The 16,192-nt window shown below is 60.7% G+C and carries 17 protein-coding genes and 1 tRNA gene; 8 read left to right on the top strand and 10 right to left on the bottom strand.

Translation table 11 applies throughout. The annotated features are described in order from the left end of the window. The first annotated feature begins 26 nt into the window (after window positions 1-26). Window positions 27-467, top strand: a complete 441-nt coding sequence (locus KVQ82_RS28780; protein WP_041071366.1) for a hypothetical protein — start codon at window positions 27-29, stop codon at window positions 465-467. Between the two features lie 91 nt (window positions 468-558). Here the strand turns inward: KVQ82_RS28780 and KVQ82_RS28775 are convergent, their stop codons facing one another. The 6 genes from KVQ82_RS28775 to KVQ82_RS28750 all read right to left on the bottom strand — a co-directional run bounded on the left by KVQ82_RS28775 (window position 559) and on the right by KVQ82_RS28750 (window position 5,296). After that, window positions 559-909, bottom strand: coding sequence for a hypothetical protein (locus tag KVQ82_RS28775; protein WP_222017169.1), 351 nt, complete (start codon window positions 907-909; stop codon window positions 559-561). Between the two features lie 166 nt (window positions 910-1,075). Beyond that, a tRNA-Phe gene (locus tag KVQ82_RS28770) sits at window positions 1,076-1,151 on the bottom strand. Window positions 1,152-1,254: 103 nt separating this feature from the next. Further along, window positions 1,255-1,527, bottom strand: a complete 273-nt coding sequence (locus tag KVQ82_RS28765; protein WP_008024947.1) for an oxidative damage protection protein — start codon at window positions 1,525-1,527, stop codon at window positions 1,255-1,257. Next, window positions 1,524-2,591 carry an A/G-specific adenine glycosylase gene (mutY, locus tag KVQ82_RS28760; protein WP_222017167.1) on the bottom strand — a complete coding sequence of 356 codons (1,068 nt, stop codon included), beginning with the start codon at window positions 2,589-2,591 and terminating at the stop codon, window positions 1,524-1,526. Before mutY ends, KVQ82_RS28765 begins: the two co-directional genes overlap by 4 nt. After that, the gene (locus tag KVQ82_RS28755) at window positions 2,588-4,813 is read right to left on the bottom strand and encodes an AsmA family protein (RefSeq protein ID WP_222017165.1); all 2,226 of its coding nucleotides are present in this window, start codon (window positions 4,811-4,813) and stop codon (window positions 2,588-2,590) included. The genes mutY and KVQ82_RS28755 overlap by 4 nt, the downstream gene beginning before the upstream one ends. A gap of 78 nt (window positions 4,814-4,891) precedes the next feature. Next, on the bottom strand, window positions 4,892-5,296 hold the full coding sequence (locus KVQ82_RS28750) for an acetyl-CoA sensor PanZ family protein (RefSeq protein WP_222017163.1): 405 nt from the start codon (window positions 5,294-5,296) through the stop codon (window positions 4,892-4,894). 225 nt (window positions 5,297-5,521) lie between these two features. Between KVQ82_RS28750 and KVQ82_RS28745 the strand changes: the two genes are divergently transcribed. The 7 genes from KVQ82_RS28745 to KVQ82_RS28715 all read left to right on the top strand — a co-directional run bounded on the left by KVQ82_RS28745 (window position 5,522) and on the right by KVQ82_RS28715 (window position 11,339). Next, on the top strand, window positions 5,522-7,186 hold the full coding sequence (locus tag KVQ82_RS28745) for an OFA family MFS transporter (protein ID WP_041071385.1): 1,665 nt from the start codon (window positions 5,522-5,524) through the stop codon (window positions 7,184-7,186). Between the two features lie 271 nt (window positions 7,187-7,457). Continuing rightward, window positions 7,458-8,051: an imidazoleglycerol-phosphate dehydratase HisB gene (hisB, locus tag KVQ82_RS28740; protein WP_007909204.1), complete on the top strand. Its 594-nt coding sequence runs from the start codon at window positions 7,458-7,460 to the stop codon at window positions 8,049-8,051. Beyond that, entirely contained in the window at window positions 8,051-8,689 is a 639-nt protein-coding gene (gene hisH / locus KVQ82_RS28735) for an imidazole glycerol phosphate synthase subunit HisH (protein WP_007961712.1), read from the top strand. The genes hisB and hisH overlap by 1 nt, the downstream gene beginning before the upstream one ends. Continuing rightward, window positions 8,690-8,950: a DUF2164 domain-containing protein gene (locus KVQ82_RS28730; protein ID WP_007952545.1), complete on the top strand. Its 261-nt coding sequence runs from the start codon at window positions 8,690-8,692 to the stop codon at window positions 8,948-8,950. Window positions 8,951-8,992: 42 nt separating this feature from the next. Then, complete coding sequence (gene hisA / locus KVQ82_RS28725) at window positions 8,993-9,730, top strand: 1-(5-phosphoribosyl)-5-[(5-phosphoribosylamino)methylideneamino]imidazole-4-carboxamide isomerase (protein WP_115988409.1); 738 nt, start codon at window positions 8,993-8,995, stop codon at window positions 9,728-9,730. A gap of 9 nt (window positions 9,731-9,739) precedes the next feature. Further along, window positions 9,740-10,510: an imidazole glycerol phosphate synthase subunit HisF gene (gene hisF / locus KVQ82_RS28720; RefSeq protein ID WP_007909211.1), complete on the top strand. Its 771-nt coding sequence runs from the start codon at window positions 9,740-9,742 to the stop codon at window positions 10,508-10,510. Between the two features lie 73 nt (window positions 10,511-10,583). Next, window positions 10,584-11,339 (top strand): ABC transporter substrate-binding protein, encoded by a 756-nt coding sequence (locus KVQ82_RS28715; RefSeq protein ID WP_222017160.1) that lies wholly within the window; start codon window positions 10,584-10,586, stop codon window positions 11,337-11,339. On the opposite strand, the gene KVQ82_RS28710 is transcribed toward KVQ82_RS28715, so the two are convergent. The 4 genes from KVQ82_RS28710 to KVQ82_RS28695 form a co-directional block, all read right to left on the bottom strand. Further along, window positions 11,320-12,615 carry a Vps62-related protein gene (locus tag KVQ82_RS28710; protein ID WP_108181411.1) on the bottom strand — a complete coding sequence of 432 codons (1,296 nt, stop codon included), beginning with the start codon at window positions 12,613-12,615 and terminating at the stop codon, window positions 11,320-11,322. The two genes, KVQ82_RS28715 and KVQ82_RS28710, sit on opposite strands and share 20 nt — an antisense overlap. 113 nt (window positions 12,616-12,728) lie before the next feature. After that, a complete protein-coding gene (locus KVQ82_RS28705; RefSeq protein ID WP_222017158.1) occupies window positions 12,729-13,505 on the bottom strand; it encodes a divergent polysaccharide deacetylase family protein in 777 nt (258 codons plus the stop codon). Between the two features lie 2 nt (window positions 13,506-13,507). Beyond that, window positions 13,508-14,827: a S41 family peptidase gene (locus tag KVQ82_RS28700; protein WP_041071409.1), complete on the bottom strand. Its 1,320-nt coding sequence runs from the start codon at window positions 14,825-14,827 to the stop codon at window positions 13,508-13,510. 31 nt (window positions 14,828-14,858) lie between these two features. Continuing rightward, window positions 14,859-16,145, bottom strand: a complete 1,287-nt coding sequence (locus tag KVQ82_RS28695) for a murein hydrolase activator EnvC (protein WP_086793950.1) — start codon at window positions 16,143-16,145, stop codon at window positions 14,859-14,861. Between the last annotated feature and the right edge of the window lie 47 nt (window positions 16,146-16,192).

Genomic DNA, 16,192 nt, shown 5'->3' with positions numbered 1-16,192 from the left:
TCTACAAGAGCCCGGGAGTTGTCATCATGAAACGCGTTCTTTCATTCCTGCTGCCCATCGCGGCGATGGCTGCATTGACTTTTCCGGCGATGTTGCAGGCGGCCAATCTCGACCCGATCGACAGTGCCGGTGTGCAAGTCCAGCAACAACAGCAAAACGGCATCAATTACCTGTCCGGCGGGATCGGCCTGGACGAGTCAAAAGCCATTCAGCAAACCCCCGGCTACAACCTTCATATGACCTACTCGGTCGGCATGCAAAACGAGTACGCCGCCAACGTCGACGTGACAATTGAAAAAGCCTCGGGACAAACCGTGCTGACCCTCAATCAGGCAGGGCCGTTGGTGTATGTGCAGTTGCCGCCAGGCAAATACATTGTGCGGGCCACGCTCAATGGCCAGGAGCGGCGCGACGTGACTGATGTTGGCAGCGGCACGGCGCGCAATCTGGTGTTTCACTGGAGTTGAAGTGATCAATGGATGATGCACTGGCAACACATCAGGCGCGGTACAGTCCCGCGCCTGATGTGTTGGACCGCTCCGGCATTGTCTGAAAGTGTTACTGCCGCGTGCGCTTGGCCTTCTGCTTGTCACCGGGCTCGCGCGCCATTCGGTGAATCCACAATCCAATCCAGCCGACGGCTATCAGGAACAGAGTGCCGACGCACTGCGACACGATCTCGAACCAGAACATTCGGGGTTGCTGCGCCAGGGTGTAGGTATGGCGTGGGCCGGATCGGTTCCAGGTGGTGATGGAGCCGCTGAGCAAGCTGTGGATGATCAGATAAGTCGACGCGGCGATGAGGAAGGCGATCAGTATGCCGACCAGTATCATCAGCCAGAATGCAATCCGGCTCTGGCGATAGGCTGGCGGATGGGGCAGGGGCACGCGGGTTCTTTTCTGGTTCATCGAGCGGATGACCCTCTTCCATAAGGTGCAGCCAAAGTAGCGCGGATCGCCTTTGTTCGAAACCCGTCGCGCATTTGCGCAGCCCAGAAAAAAGGCTGGAGTGAGCCGCCATCAAATCGCAGGCATAAAAAAACCCTGAATCTTGCGATTCAGGGTTTTCGGTATTTGGTGCCCAGAGACGGAATCGAACCGCCGACACGGGGATTTTCAATCCCCTGCTCTACCGACTGAGCTATCTGGGCAACGGGGCGCATTAAAAGGGTTTTTCGGATTTACGTCAACGACTTTTTTAAAATTTCTTAAATTAATTCCGTCGCTTACGATCCGACCCCCGATTTTGCAGGTTTACTCTGCAGGCGGAACGTAACCTTCGGCCTTGGCGTATTCCTCGCCGGAGAAGTACTTGTCCATTTCGCCCTGAAGATATTTGCGGTCTTCGGCATTCATCATGTTCAGGCGCTTTTCGTTGATCAGCAGGGTCTGGTGTTTCTGCCAGTCAGCCCAGGCCTTGGCCGAGACGTGGTCAAAAATGTCCTGACCTTTGGCGCCCGGGAAAGGAGCGCGTTCCAGCGCGGGCAATTCTTCTTTGTACTTGCGGCACATGATGGTGCGGGTCATGACGACTCTCCTGCGTTCAATACGGCGGCCGCGCGCTCGAGCAAGGTTTTGACCGGGGCAGCAAGGCCCAGGCGCGGCGGGGTGGCGAGGTTATACCAGAGCCAGTCGGCCTCGGCCACGTGATGGGTGGCCTCCTGTACCTGAACCAGCCAGGGTTCGATGGACAGCTGGAAGTGACTGAAGGTGTGAACGAGGCTTGGCAGTGCCTGCTGCTCACCCATGGTCAGCGAGTGCTGGTCGGCCAGATGTTGCAGGTCTTCGAGATCTTCGAGTTCCGGCAAGCTCCACAAACCGCCCCACAGACCGCTGGAGGGACGGCGATAAAGCAGAATCGCGCCGTCGCCATTGGCGAGCATCGGCATCAGCGTGCGTTTTTGCGGGATCGCTTTGCGCGGTTTGGGGATCGGGTAGCGTCTTTCCAGGCCGAGCATGTGCGCCTCGCAGCCCTTTTCCAGTGGACACAGCAGGCAGCTCGGTTTGCTGCGCGTGCACAACGTGGCGCCGAGATCCATCATCGCCTGGGTGTAGGCATTGACCCGATCATGCGGCGTGAAACGCTCTGCGTTGGCCCACAGCTGTTTGGCGACCTTCGGTTCACCCGGGTAACCCTCTTGCGCAGTAAAACGCGCCAGGACGCGTTTGACGTTGCCATCGAGGATCGGCGCGCGCAGGCCCATGCTGATGCTGGCAATGGCCCCGGCGGTGGACAGGCCGATCCCCGGCAGATCCGTGAGCTTTTCGACGTCCCGCGGAAATTCACCGCCGTACTGGCTGACGACGATCTTTGCGGTCTTCTGCAAATTGCGCGCGCGGGTGTAGTAACCCAGCCCCGTCCACAGATGCAGCACTTCGTCCTCCGGCGCTTCGGCCAATGCTTGTACCGTCGGCAGTGCGGTCATGAAGCGGTCGAAGTAATTGAGCACGGTGCTGACCTGGGTCTGCTGCAACATGATCTCCGACACCCACACCCGGTACGGATTGATGTCTTGCTGCCAAGGCAAATCGTGGCGGCCGTGGCGGTCGAACCATTCCAGCACCGCCGTGGAAAACTGCTCCGCTCTCATCGCTTGAACAGCCCCTTCAATGCGTTTTTCAATTCCGGGCTGACCTTGTCGCCGAGTTTTTCATCGATCTTCTCGCTGAGTTTGTCGCCGGCCATTTTGGTCGCGACCTGGCCGAGACGTTCGTTGTCCACACGGCAGGCCTTGGCGCCCAGCTCCAGCGGACCACGGCAGCGCAGCGGCCACTCGATGCCGACAAACTTCTCGCCGACCTGACAGGCTGGATCCGGCATGGCGCTGGTGTCGCCTTCGACGATGATGCCGACGCGGTAATCCATGCCCAGCACCCGCAAGTCGATGTCGCCATCGCCGTTGACGGTCATGCCGGGGATGCGCACTTTCAGGTCCGGGTTGCTGGCCACGCCGTTGCGCAAGGTCAGGTTGCCCTTGAGTTCCTGGAACGGTGTGTCCTTGCCCCGTGGCTCGCCGCTGAGGGATTTGCGGTTAAGCGTGGCGATGCCTTTGCACAGTTGCTGTTCAAGGTTGGCGTTGAGCAGTACGCCGTTGTTGATCACGAAACTGGCGTTGCCATTGAGGGTTTCGATCAGCGCCTGCTGGCTGTTGCCGCTGCCGGTGAGACTGCTGGTCAGTGTGACCAGGCCTTTGACTGGCGGGTTCTTGCCCTGGCTTTCGAGGATTTTCTCCACCGGCACGCGGTTGATCCGGGTTTGCAGATTCAACACTGGCGCGCTCGGGCGCACATCGAGGGTGCCCTTGGCTTCGAAGTCGCCGTTGTACAGCCCGCCGCGCAGGTTTTCCAGGGTCAGCAGGCCGCCCTGGCCGGTGGCTTTGAGCGCGGCGTTCTGGATCGGCAGTTTATCGAGGGTCAGTTGGCCGAAGCTCAGATCGGCATCAACGTCGAGTTTGGCCAGGCGCTCGACCGGCAACAGGCGCTCAGTGCTCCAGGCGCTTTTACTCGGTTTGTCCGGCAGCGGTGTGCTGCCGGCACCGGCCATGGCATCGGCTTCGGTACTGGCAACTTCGGCCTGACGCACTTGCGTGGCGTTTTTGGCTTTTTCCGATTTCGGCGGCAGGTAGCGGTCGACGTCGAACGTGTCAGCCTTGAGGATCGCCCGCAGCGACTGCTTGGCGAAGTCCTCAACGGCAATGCGTCCGCTGAAGCTGCTGTCGTCGAGTTTCAGGTTGATGTTGTCGAAGGCAACGCTGCTGGGCGTGGCGGCCACGCGGCTGACCAGCTCGACCTTGCTCAGGCTGCCAGGCGCCATCGCTGGCAGTGTCTGGCCGATGCTGTCGACGAATTTCGCCAGATCGAACTGGGCGATGGAGATGCCGCCAGTGATCTGCGGAGTCTTGTCGAGGTCGTTGGCTTTCAGCTCACCCAAGGCGCGCAACTGGTTGGCAGATATCTTGATCCCGGTCCATTCGGCGACGTTCGCTGCCTTGTCCAGCAAGATCTGCCCTTGGGCGGAGAAGGTCATGGCCTTGCCCTGCAGTGGATCGCCAGTCAGCTCGCCGGACAACTTCATGTCTTCGAACTTGTAGCGTTGCAATGCACGCTCGATGCGCAACTCGCCATTGAGTTCGGTACGCACGCGCAGCACAGGCTGATTGGTGCTGAGGAACGCCGTGGCTTTCAGCGGAATGTTGGTCGAGTCGTGTACCGCACCGGTGCTCAGCTGAATGCTTTCGGCGCTGTACTGTTTGCCGGTCTGCTCGTCGGTGTATTCAACCCGGGCGTTGTTGACGGTCAGGCTGTCGATGTCGAGGCGGATCGGCTGCGGCGGTTTTTCCGGCTGGGCGGTGGCCTCTGCGACAGGCGGGCTGGCTGGCGCAGGGCTGCCGGCAGGCACGGCAGGAGGCGGCAGCTTGCCGATGTCTTCCCAGTTGCCGTGGCCGGACTTGTCGCGTTTGAGGCGCAGGTTCAGGCCTTCGACACGCACGTCGCTCATCTGCACTTCGCGGCGCAGCAATGGCAGTACGCGCACGGACAGGCCGAGCATCTGCAGATCGGCATACGGCTCGGTCGGATTGATCAGGGTGGCGATGCTGGCTTCATGCAGTTCCAGGCCCAGCCACGGGAACAGGCTCCAGCCGATATCGCCATTGAGCGTTAGCTCGATGTGGGCCTTGTCGCGGGCTATCTGGCGGATCTCGTCTTTGTAGTCGTTGGGATCAAACAGGTGGGTCAGGGCGAAGCCCGCCGCCACAATGATCAGCAACAGCCCGAGAAGTACCAGACCCAGGATTTTGCCGAACGCTTTCATGGGCGAGTCCTTGTAGTTAGTCGAATTCGTAATTTAGCCGGGGAGTATAGCGCTGCATCCGCCCGGTTCGGGGCGCTGTCATGTCGCGATGACGTCCAGCGGCACTTGCAATTTGGTGGCCAGCGCCTGGGTTTCAAGGTGTCCGGCCGGTGCCAGCAGGCGCAGTTGCGCACCCGCTTGCGACGCCATTTTCTGCGCTTGGTTCACCAATCGCTCAGCCACCCCACGGCGCCGGGTGACTTTTCGTACACACAAATGTGACAAGTACCAAACCCGGTCGTGCCTTGTCAGGCGTGCTGCACCGAGCAGGCGATCATTGAAACGTCCTGCAATCAAAGAGCCTTCAGCCAGGCTGTTTTCGATCAGTTGAGCGTCCCCGGAATACGGTGCGAACAGCCATTGCGGGGCGTCCCGATAGATTTTCTGCAGATCCTGTTGATCCTGGTAACTGGCATCGTGCAGCGCTTGGACAACGATCGGCATGGCTTTTTCCTGTGGGGGACGAGATCAGATGACATGAAAAAGGTGATATCAGTTTGGTTTTTCTGTCACGTGCAAATGGTAACCTTCGCCGGTTCGTCCGTCCTTCTGCGACTTAACGTCGCGCCTTCAAGGAGCTTCACCCGAAAAAAACGGTCATGCCTGCGTGCATAAAGGCCGAGGGTGAGCAGTGGCTGGCGAACCATACTAATAATTGGGGGATACACAATGAGCACGAGCATCACGGCGGACGGCCTTCGCGCCGACCAGCCTGCGTTCCTGTCCAAGGAACGCATTATCGCCAAGCCCGGTTTCAACCGTTGGCTGGTTCCACCGGCCGCTCTGGCCATCCACCTGTGCATCGGCATGGCCTACGGTTTCTCGGTGTTCTGGCTGCCGCTGTCCAAGGCATTGGGCGTCACCGCGCCCGTGGCTTGCGCGCCGGACATGAGCTTCATGGCTCAGGTCTTCTCTTCGCAATGCGACTGGCCGATCTCCATGCTCGGCTGGATCTACACCTTGTTCTTCATCTTCCTCGGCTGCTCGGCCGCGATCTGGGGTGGCTGGCTGGAACACGCCGGGCCACGCAAGGCTGGCGTTGTGTCGGCATTGTGCTGGTGCGGCGGTCTGCTGATCTCGGCACTGGGGATTTATACCCACCAGATCTGGCTGATGTGGATCGGCTCCGGCGTGATCGGCGGTATCGGTCTGGGCCTGGGCTATATCTCGCCGGTCTCGACCCTGATCAAGTGGTTCCCGGACAAGCGCGGCATGGCGACCGGCATGGCGATCATGGGCTTCGGCGGCGGTGCGATGGTGGGTGCACCGTTGGCGACTGCGCTGATGAGCCACTTCGCTTCGCCTGCCGGTGTTGGCGTCTGGCAGAGCTTCGTGGCCATGGCCGCGATCTACTTCGTGTTCATGATCGGTGGCGCGTTGGCCTACCGCGTGCCGCCAACCGGGTGGAAGCCTGAAGGCTGGACCGCTCCGGCGAAAAAAGCCTCGAACTCGATGATCACTCACCGTCACGTCCACGTGAATGTAGCGTGGAAAACCCCGCAGTTCCGTCTGGTGTGGCTGGTGCTGTGCCTGAACGTATCGGCCGGTATCGGCATCCTCGGCATGGCCTCGCCACTGCTGCAGGAAGTGTTCGGCGGCAAGCTGCTGGGCGTTGACGTGCCGTTCGGTCAACTGGACGCCGGGCAACTGGCCTCGATCGCCGCGATTGCCGCCGGTTTCACCGGTCTGCTGAGCCTGTTCAACATCGGTGGCCGTTTCTTCTGGGCTTCGTTCTCGGACTACCTGGGTCGCAAAAACACTTACTTCGTGTTCTTCGCCCTCGGTTTTGCCCTGTACGCGTTGATCCCGAACATGGGCCATCTGGGCAACGTTGCGCTGTTCGTGGCGGCGTTCTGCATCATCCTGTCGATGTACGGCGGTGGTTTTGCGACCGTTCCGGCGTATCTGGCCGACCTGTTCGGTACGCAAATGGTCGGCGCGATCCACGGTCGCCTGCTGACTGCCTGGGCCGCCGCCGGCGTGCTCGGTCCGGTGTTGGTGAACTACCTGCGTGAGTATCAGTTGAGCATCGGCGTTGAACGCGCTGCTGCTTACGACATCACCCTGTACATCCTCGCCGGCCTGCTGGTGCTGGGCTTCCTCTGCAACCTGCTGGTGCGTCCGGTGGCCGACAAGTACTTCATGACCGACGCCGAACTGGCCGCCGAACAGGCGCTGGGCCACGACAAAGGGGCTGATGCAAGCACTGTGCTGGAGTGGAAAGCCGCGCCGGGCAGCAAGCCGCTGGCAATTGCCGCGTGGCTGGTGGTGGGCATTCCGTTGGCGTGGGGTGTGTGGGTAACCCTGCAGAAGACGGCGGTACTGTTTCACTAAGTAATGGGTAAAACGCAGTACCCCTGTGGGAGCGAGCCTGCTCGCGAAGACGGATTGTCAGTTGCCATAAGTGTTGGCTGACTCACCGCATTCGCGAGCAGGCTCGCTCCCACATTTGTTTTCGGGGTGCCTGTAATGGCTTGTATGGACATGTCTACCCGCGACAGCCGGGGCTTCTGTCCGTCAGGCATATCACGTCGCGTGTTTCTGTTTCGGCCCCGCGTGCCTATAATGGCTGCCTTTTTCGCCCAATGATTTTGCGGAGCTGGTGATGGCCGAACGTAAGGCGTCTGTCGAGCGCGACACTCTGGAAACCCAGATCAAAGCCTCGATCAACCTTGATGGCACCGGAAAGGCCCGATTCGATATCGGTGTTCCTTTTCTTGAGCACATGCTGGATCAGATCGCCCGTCACGGGTTGATCGACCTGGATATTGAATGCAAGGGCGATCTGCATATCGACGACCACCATACCGTGGAAGACGTCGGTATCACCCTCGGCCAGGCCTTCGCCAAAGCCATCGGCGACAAGAAAGGCATCCGTCGCTACGGTCACGCCTACGTGCCGCTCGATGAAGCGCTGTCGCGTGTGGTGATCGACTTCTCCGGCCGCCCGGGCCTGCAGATGCACGTGCCGTACACCCGCGCCACCGTGGGCGGCTTCGACGTCGATCTGTTCCAGGAATTCTTCCAGGGCTTCGTCAACCACGCACTGGTCAGCCTGCACATCGACAACCTGCGCGGCACCAACACCCACCACCAGATCGAAACCGTGTTCAAGGCATTCGGTCGCGCGCTGCGCATGGCCGTCGAGCTGGATGAGCGCATGGCCGGGCAAATGCCATCGACCAAAGGCGTTCTGTAATGCAGACGGTTGCAGTTATCGACTACGGCATGGGCAACCTGCACTCGGTGGCCAAGGCCCTTGAGCACGTCGGCGCCGGCAAAGTGCTGATCACAAGCGATGCCGACGTGATCCGCGAAGCCGACCGCGTGGTGTTCCCCGGCGTTGGTGCGATTCGCGATTGCATGGCGGAGATCCGTCGCCTCGGTTTCGATTCGCTGGTGCGTGAAGTCAGCCAGGATCGTCCGTTCCTCGGCATCTGCGTCGGCATGCAAGCCCTGCTCGACAGCAGCGAAGAGAACGACGGTGTCGACTGCATCGGCCTGTTCCCGGGCGCGGTGAAGTTCTTCGGCAAAGACCTGCATGAAGACGGCGAGCATCTGAAAGTCCCGCACATGGGCTGGAACGAGGTGCAGCAGAAGGTCAGTCACCCGCTGTGGCACGACATTCCGGACATGGCGCGTTTCTACTTCGTGCACAGCTACTACATCGCTGCCGCCAATGCGCGGCAGGTAGTCGGTAGCGGTCATTACGGGGTCGATTTCGCCGCGGCGCTGGCCGAAGGCTCGCGTTTCGCCGTGCAATTCCACCCGGAGAAGAGCCATACCCATGGCCTGCAATTGCTGCAGAACTTCGCCGCGTGGGACGGTCGCTGGTAAATGGCCGCCAAGAAGTCCAAACCGCCGATCCTGACCCTCACTCCCGAACAGGAGAGCGAGGCCAACCGCAAGATCCAGCGGTTCATGGAGGATCGGTTCGAACTTGACCTGGGGTCGTTCGAGGCGGCGGAAATTCTTGAGCTGTTTACCCGCGAAATTGCTCCGCACTATTACAACAGGGCGATTTTCGATGTGCAGACCCACCTCAAAGAGCGGTTTGAAAGCATCGAAAGCGACCTGTGGGCGCTCGAGAAAAACTGATTTCCGAGCCAAGCTGAACATTCAAATTTGAAGGTTTGCCAGATGCTGATTATTCCCGCTATCGATCTTAAAGACGGTGCCTGCGTACGTCTGCGCCAGGGCCGCATGGAAGATTCCACAGTGTTCTCCGAGGACCCGGTGAGCATGGCTGCCAAGTGGGTGGAGGGCGGTTGCCGCCGTCTGCATCTGGTCGATCTGAACGGCGCATTCGAAGGTCAGCCGGTCAACGGTGAAGTGGTCACCGCGATTGCCAAACGCTACCCGAACCTGCCGATCCAGATCGGCGGCGGTATCCGTTCGCTGGAAACCATCGAGCATTACGTCAAGGCGGGCGTGAGTTATGTGATCATCGGCACCAAGGCCGTAAAAGATCCGGCGTTTGTCGCTGAAGCCTGCCGCGCGTTCCCGGGCAAGATCATCGTCGGTCTGGATGCCAAAGACGGCTTCGTCGCCACCGATGGCTGGGCTGAAATCAGCACCGTGCAGGTCATCGACCTGGCCAAGCAGTTCGAAGCTGACGGTGTATCGTCGATCGTTTATACCGACATCGCCAAAGACGGCATGATGCAGGGCTGCAACGTACCGTTCACCGCTGCGCTGGCTGCTGCGACGAAGATCCCGGTGATTGCCTCCGGCGGTATCCACAATCTGGGTGACATCAAGTCGCTGCTCGACGCCAAGGCGCCGGGCATCATTGGCGCAATCACTGGCCGGGCGATCTACGAAGGCACCCTCGACGTCGCCGAAGCGCAAGCTTTCTGCGATTCGTACCAAGGCTGAGGACTGACCATGGCGCTGGCCAAACGCATCATCCCTTGCCTGGACGTGGACAACGGCCGGGTCGTCAAAGGTGTGAAGTTCGAAAACATCCGCGATGCCGGCGACCCGGTGGAAATCGCCCGTCGTTATGACGAGCAGGGTGCCGACGAGATTACCTTTCTCGACATCACCGCCAGCGTCGATGGCCGCGACACCACGCTGCATACCGTCGAGCGCATGGCCAGCCAGGTGTTCATTCCGCTGACCGTCGGCGGCGGCGTGCGCACCGTGCAGGACATCCGCAACCTGCTCAATGCCGGTGCGGACAAGGTCTCGATCAACACCGCAGCGGTGTTCAACCCGGAATTCGTTGGCGAAGCGGCGCAGCATTTCGGCTCGCAGTGCATCGTCGTCGCCATCGACGCGAAGAAAGTCTCCGGCCCGGGAGAAACCCCGCGCTGGGAAATCTTCACCCACGGCGGGCGCAAGCCGACCGGTCTCGATGCAGTCGAGTGGGCGAAGAAGATGGAAGGCCTCGGTGCCGGTGAGATCCTGCTGACCAGCATGGATCAGGACGGCATGAAAAACGGCTTCGACCTTGGCGTGACTCGCGCGATCAGCGATGCGCTGGGCATTCCGGTGATCGCTTCCGGCGGCGTCGGCAATCTGCAGCATCTGGCCGACGGCATCCTTGAAGGCCACGCCAGCGCGGTACTGGCGGCGAGTATTTTCCACTTCGGCGAATACACTGTGCAGGAAGCGAAAGCGTACATGGCCAAACGCGGCATCGTGATGCGCTAAACCGTACAGGCCAGTGGACAGCATGGCGTACCCAAGGCACTCTTGGGCACGCCATGGATTCCGGTAGCCCGACATGATCAAACGCCTGCTTCTTGTTCTCGCCAGTGCTTCTGTGTTGCTGCTCAACACGGCGCGGGCCGAAAACAGTCCCGACACCGATCTGGTGCTCCTCACCGAAAACTTTCCGCCCTACAACATGGCGAAAGACGGCAAGAATTTCGCCAAGGGCGAGAACATCAACGGCATTGCCGCCGACATCGTGCGTGAAATGTTCAAGCGCGCCGGGCTCACTTACAGCCTGACGCTGCGCTTTCCCTGGGAGCGCGTCTACAAACTGGCACTGGAAAATCCCGGTTACGGTGCTTTCGTGATGGCGCGCCTGCCGGATCGCGAAAACCTGTTCAAATGGGTCGGCCCGATCGGTCCGGACGACTGGATCATGTTGGCCCGGGCCGACAGCAAGATCACCCTCGAAACCCTCAACGATGCGCGCAAATACAGGATCGGTGCCTACAAAGGCGATGCGATTGCCGAGACGCTGGCCAAGCAGGGCTTGAAGCCTTCGGTCGTTCTGCGCGATCAAGACAACGCGAAAAAACTGGTCAACGGCCAGATCGACCTGTGGGCCACCGGTGATCCTGCCGGACGTTATCTGGCGCGGCAGGACGGGGTGACCGGACTCAAGACCGTATTGCGCTTCAACAGCGCCGAGTTGTACCTGGCGCTGAACAAGGACGTGTCGGATGCAACGGTCGCCAGGCTGCAGGCGGCGCTGGATCAGATGCGCAAGGACGGGGTTGTCGACGAAATCATGGGGCGCTATCTGTAGTTGTCGGCAATGCCTTGTCCGCGGCTTCATGGATGCATTCGTGCGGCGGATACTGCAGCAGTTCCAGGCTCTCGTACTGGGTGTAGCCGAGGTTGATGCCGGCTTGCGAGCCGTCTGCACGGAGCAACTCGTAGAAACTCTCCTGCTGATAAGCCGCGACGAATTTGCCTTTGCCGGCCATGGCGAGGACGTTGCTGATGAACGGTGTCAGCCAGCCGCTGGTTGAGGTTTCGCAGTGCGTGAACTGGCTGTCGAGTCTCGCCGAGAATGGCAGTGACGGATGGACGTCGCTCTTCATTGCCCAGGCGCTCACAAAACTGATGGCGGTAACCTGGGTGAACAGGCGCAGCACCTTCGGATTCTGCAACCGTTGCGCAGTCCACTTGAATGCCCGCGCCTTGTCGCCCGTGTTGTGTCCGCTCCCGACCAGATAATACTGGTCGGTTCTTTCCAGGCGATAAAAGGGCGTGGTGCGTAATTGTTCGAGCGGTGACAGGTCATCCTTGACCACGAACCACGGAAGTTCCACCACTTGAGCGAGGGTGGCCGCTCCGTTGGTTTGCGGAGCGTCCGCTGCGTGGAGCGTCGGCAACACTGGCGATGATTTGATCAGTGGCGCGATCTGCATCCGCAAGGCAAAGACACTGACGTCGGCCTGTGGTCGGTTGAAGCTGCCTGCCGCAACGAAGGTGCCCGGCGCGAAGTGAATGTCTCCCGGCGGTGCGCTGGGCGGGGTGACGCTCCAGGCACTGAAACTCTGCCGTGCACCGCTGCCCTTGTCGCTCCAGAGCATATTGCCGACCGTTGAAGCGATCACCAGGTCGGCCCGGACGCAGCGCACGCTACTGAGCAGTGGCTTGTCGTCGCCGCTGGAGCAAACCTGGCCCAAGGCAACGTAGCCGGCCGGGGGCAGCGGTCGCCAGACCGTGCAGTTGGTTTTGGCGCCCGAGCCGGTATCTTTCCAGACTTGTTCAAAGTCGAGGGGCGCGCTGAGGGCTTTGGCTTTTGTCGGGTCGGTCTCGCGCTCGCTGACAACGGCCACGACGTGTTTTGCGTTGATGTTGTCGTGGCTGCCCACCACGACATCGCCTAAAGGAAAATAGCCCGGCAGCATCTCGGGAGAGGGCGTCGGGCGCCAAAAGCTCCCGGGTGCCGCTTTCGATCCGCTGCTGTCCCAGATTCGCTGGAAATCAGTCGTGAAGTTGATCAGCAGATTGTCCAGCGTGATCGGTTTTGCCTGTTGCGGGACGCCTGCGTCCTTGTCTTCGGTATTCATAATCAGCCCTGATAGTGAAAGACGACTCGGGAAGAGTCGTCACAGTTGCAGGGCTCACTATCCGGCCATGGGCGGGCCGTTTGGCGGTAATTATGTATAGCGGGCGAGGCTGTTCAACGGTAGACGCCGTCCTTGCCATGGGCGGCGGTGGCGCGATTGCTGCGCACGCTGATCATCTGCTTGATGTCGATCCACTCGATGCCTTGTGCCTTGAGCTTCGGCAATTCACGTTCCAGGACTGCCAGGGTCTGCGGATACGGGTGACCGATCATCACCGCTGACCCCTGCTTGCGCGCCAGGCTGATGGCGGTCTGCAGTTGGGTGAAGATGGCGCCTTCGTTGCGCTCGTCATCAAGGAACACATCCCGCGAGACACTCGCCAGATCGATCTTCTGCGCCTGCTGCGCTGCGACGGTCTGGGCGCTGGTGCGGCTGTCGACGAAGAATTTGTGCCGACGCTGCAACTCACCCATCAGCCACGCCATTGCCACCGGCTGGGCGGTCATGCGACTGCCCATGTGGTTGTTGATGCCCGCCGTGTAGGGGACCATTTTGAAGGCAGCGTCGAGGCGCTTTTGCAGTTCCTCGAGCGGCAGTTCGGGATGCCAGGCGTACGGGCCGGTGGCCGGGTCCATGGGCATGTGCAGAATCACGATCTTGCCGGCGCGATGGGCTTCGCGGGCGAATTCGGTAGCGTGCGGCGTGTCGGGCATGATCGCTGTGGTCACCGGGCCGGGCAGGGCCAGCACGCGGCGATCCCGGGGCAGGTTCTGCCCCAGGTCGTCGATGATCAGCGTCAGGTAGGCTTTTGGCGGGGTGGTTCTGGCAGGTTCTGCGTGAGCAGCACCCGCCAGACAGCACAGCAGGACGAAGAAGAAACGCAACGACATCCTCAACGGCCGGACGTGATGCTCAGCCCTTTGAGCAGGCTCAGCGCCTGGGCCAACTGGTAATCGTCATCCTGCGGCATGGCCTTGGCCTTGGCGCCGGAACCGGTCGGCTTGTCCGCGCCGCCGTTGCCGTTGCCCAGGTGACCTTGCAGGTCGGCTTCCTTGAAGTAGTCGCCGTCGGCTTCGTTGGTGATCTTGGCCTTGCGCACTTCGATGTCCGGGACGATGCCCTGGGCCTGGATCGAGCGACCGTTCGGCGTGAAGTACAGCGCCGTGGTGATCTTCAGTGCACGGTCGTTGTTCAGCGGCAGCACGGTCTGCACCGAGCCTTTGCCGAAACTGGTGGTGCCCATGACCACGGCGCGTTTCTGGTCCTGCAGGGCGCCGGCGACGATTTCCGAAGCCGAGGCGCTGCCACCGTTGATCAGCACGACCATCGGCACCGCTTCGCTTTCGTCCTTGCCGGTGGCGGAGAAGCGCAGTTCGGAGTTGGCGATCCGGCCTTTGGTGTAGACGATCAGGCCTTTCTTGATGAAGTGGTCGACCACTTCCACTGCCGCCTGCAACACCCCGCCCGGGTTGTTGCGCAGGTCGAGGATGATGCCGTTGAGCTTCTTGCCGTTGTCCTTGCGCAACTTGGCCAGAGCCTTGGAGACTTCTTCGCCGGTCTTGACCTGGAACTGGGTGATGCGGATGTAGCCGTAGCCCGACTCCAGCAGTTGCGCCTTGACGCTCTTCACCTGAATCACGGCGCGGGCCAGGGTCACGTCGAACGGCGTACCGCCATCGCGCACCAGGGTCAGGGTGATTTTCTGGCCGATCTTGCCGCGCATCTTGTCTACGGCTTCGGTCATGGTCTGGCCACGGGTCGGCTGGCCGTTGATCTTGACGATGAAGTCTCCGGCCTGAATGCCGGCCTTCGACGCCGGGGTGTCGTCGATCGGCGAGACGACCTTGATGAAACCGTCTTCGGAGCCGACTTCGATGCCCAGGCCGCCGAATTCGCCGCTGGTGCTTTCCTGCAATTCGGTGAAGTCTTCAGGGCCGAGATAGGCGGAGTGCGGATCGAGGTTGCTGAGCATGCCTTTGATCGCGTTTTCCAGCAGGGTCTTGTCGTCCACCGGCTCGACATAGGCGGCCTTGATCCGATCCATTACCTCGGCAAAGGTGCGCAACTCTTCCAGCGGCAACGGTGCCTTGGCGGTCGCGGCAGTGCCTGCCGGAGCGACGGCCGGGGCCGGTTGAGCGGCGAACGCCAGAGGCGCGCCGATCACCAGAGCGATCGTCAGGGCCAGCGAGGTAAGGCGGGACAAATGCAGCATGTCGAACGAACTCCTGAATTAGGCGACGCGCTTATCCTTGCGCGTGACACCATTGCGCCGGATCACTCGGGTGACCCTGCTGACGAATTGCGAAATACAGCGCTGGTGTGTCCTGACCGCCACTGTTACCCACAGTGGAGATCGACTCACCGGCTTTTACCACGTCACCGGCCGACTTGAGCAGCGTCTGGTTGTGACCGTAAAGACTCAGATAACCATTGCCGTGATCGAGGATCACCAGCAGTCCGGCACCGCGCAACCAGTCGGCGAACACCACGCGCCCGCCGTGTACGGCATGCACCTGGCTGCCGGCGGCGGCGCTGATCATCACGCCATCCCACTTGGTGCGGGCATCGTCGCCACGGCTTTCGCCGAAGCGTGCCAGCAATCGACCATCAACCGGCCACGGAAGTTTTCCCCGGGTTGCAGCAAAAGGGCCACCGAAGGTCTCGCCGCTGCTGGACACCAGGGCGCCGGGGGTTGATCTGGCGGGTTTTCGTGGGGCGTCGCTGGTGTCAGCCTGCGCCTCACGCAAACGCTTTTTTTCCGCTTCCTGCTGGGCGATCAGCGCTTTCTGCCGCGCTTCTTCTGCCTCACGGGCCTGACGGGCCAGGGTTTCTTCAATGGTTTTAAGGACTTTAGACAGGTCTGCCTGATCCTGCTCGCGGGCGGCCAGTTTCTGGTCGCGGGCTTTCACGTCATCGTTGAGCTTGGCGAGGACTTGCTGGCGCTCCTTGCGGACTTTTTCCAGCTCGTCGCGCTGGCTGTCGAGGCTGCTTTTCTGCACCAGCAATTGCGCCTGCTGCGTGGCGATGTCTTTTTCGACATTGGCCAGTTGGCGCAGGGTTTCGTTGAAGTTCTTCAACTGCTCCAGGCGGGCCTGGCTCAGGTAATCGTAATAGGTGAGGGTGCGGGCGAATTTCTCGGGATTCTGCTGGTTGAGCAGCAGCTTGAGGTATTCCTGACGGCCGTTCTGATAGGCCGCGCGGGCCTGGATGGCGATCAGTCGCTGCTGTTCAGTGCGCGCGCTCTGGAGTTTTTTTTTCTCCGCATCGAGTCGCTGCAGCTCGGATTCGCTCTTCTTCAGCTCTTTCTGCAGGGCATCGACCTGCTTCTCGAGCTTGCCCATTTCGGTTTCGGTGCCCTTGAGCTCTTTCTGCACACCGGATTTTTCTTCCTGCAGCTTGCCCAGCAGCTTTTTCAGCTCGGCAATGTCCTGACGCGTGGCATCCAACTGCTGTTGGGTTTGCGCGCGCTCGTCAGCGAAGGCCGGTTGGAGCAGGCAGGTCAGAGCGAGGGCGATCAGGACGCGGAGCATAGAGGCGGGCGGCACCAGGGTAATGGACGGCCTAGTATGCCCGCCCG

Origin of the sequence: Pseudomonas sp. AO-1 (assembly GCF_019775695.1) — a bacterium.
Lineage (GTDB): Bacteria > Pseudomonadota > Gammaproteobacteria > Pseudomonadales > Pseudomonadaceae > Aquipseudomonas > Aquipseudomonas parakoreensis.
The sequence above is the reverse complement of the archived record's forward strand: the minus strand, read 5'-3'. Positions and strand labels throughout refer to the sequence as shown.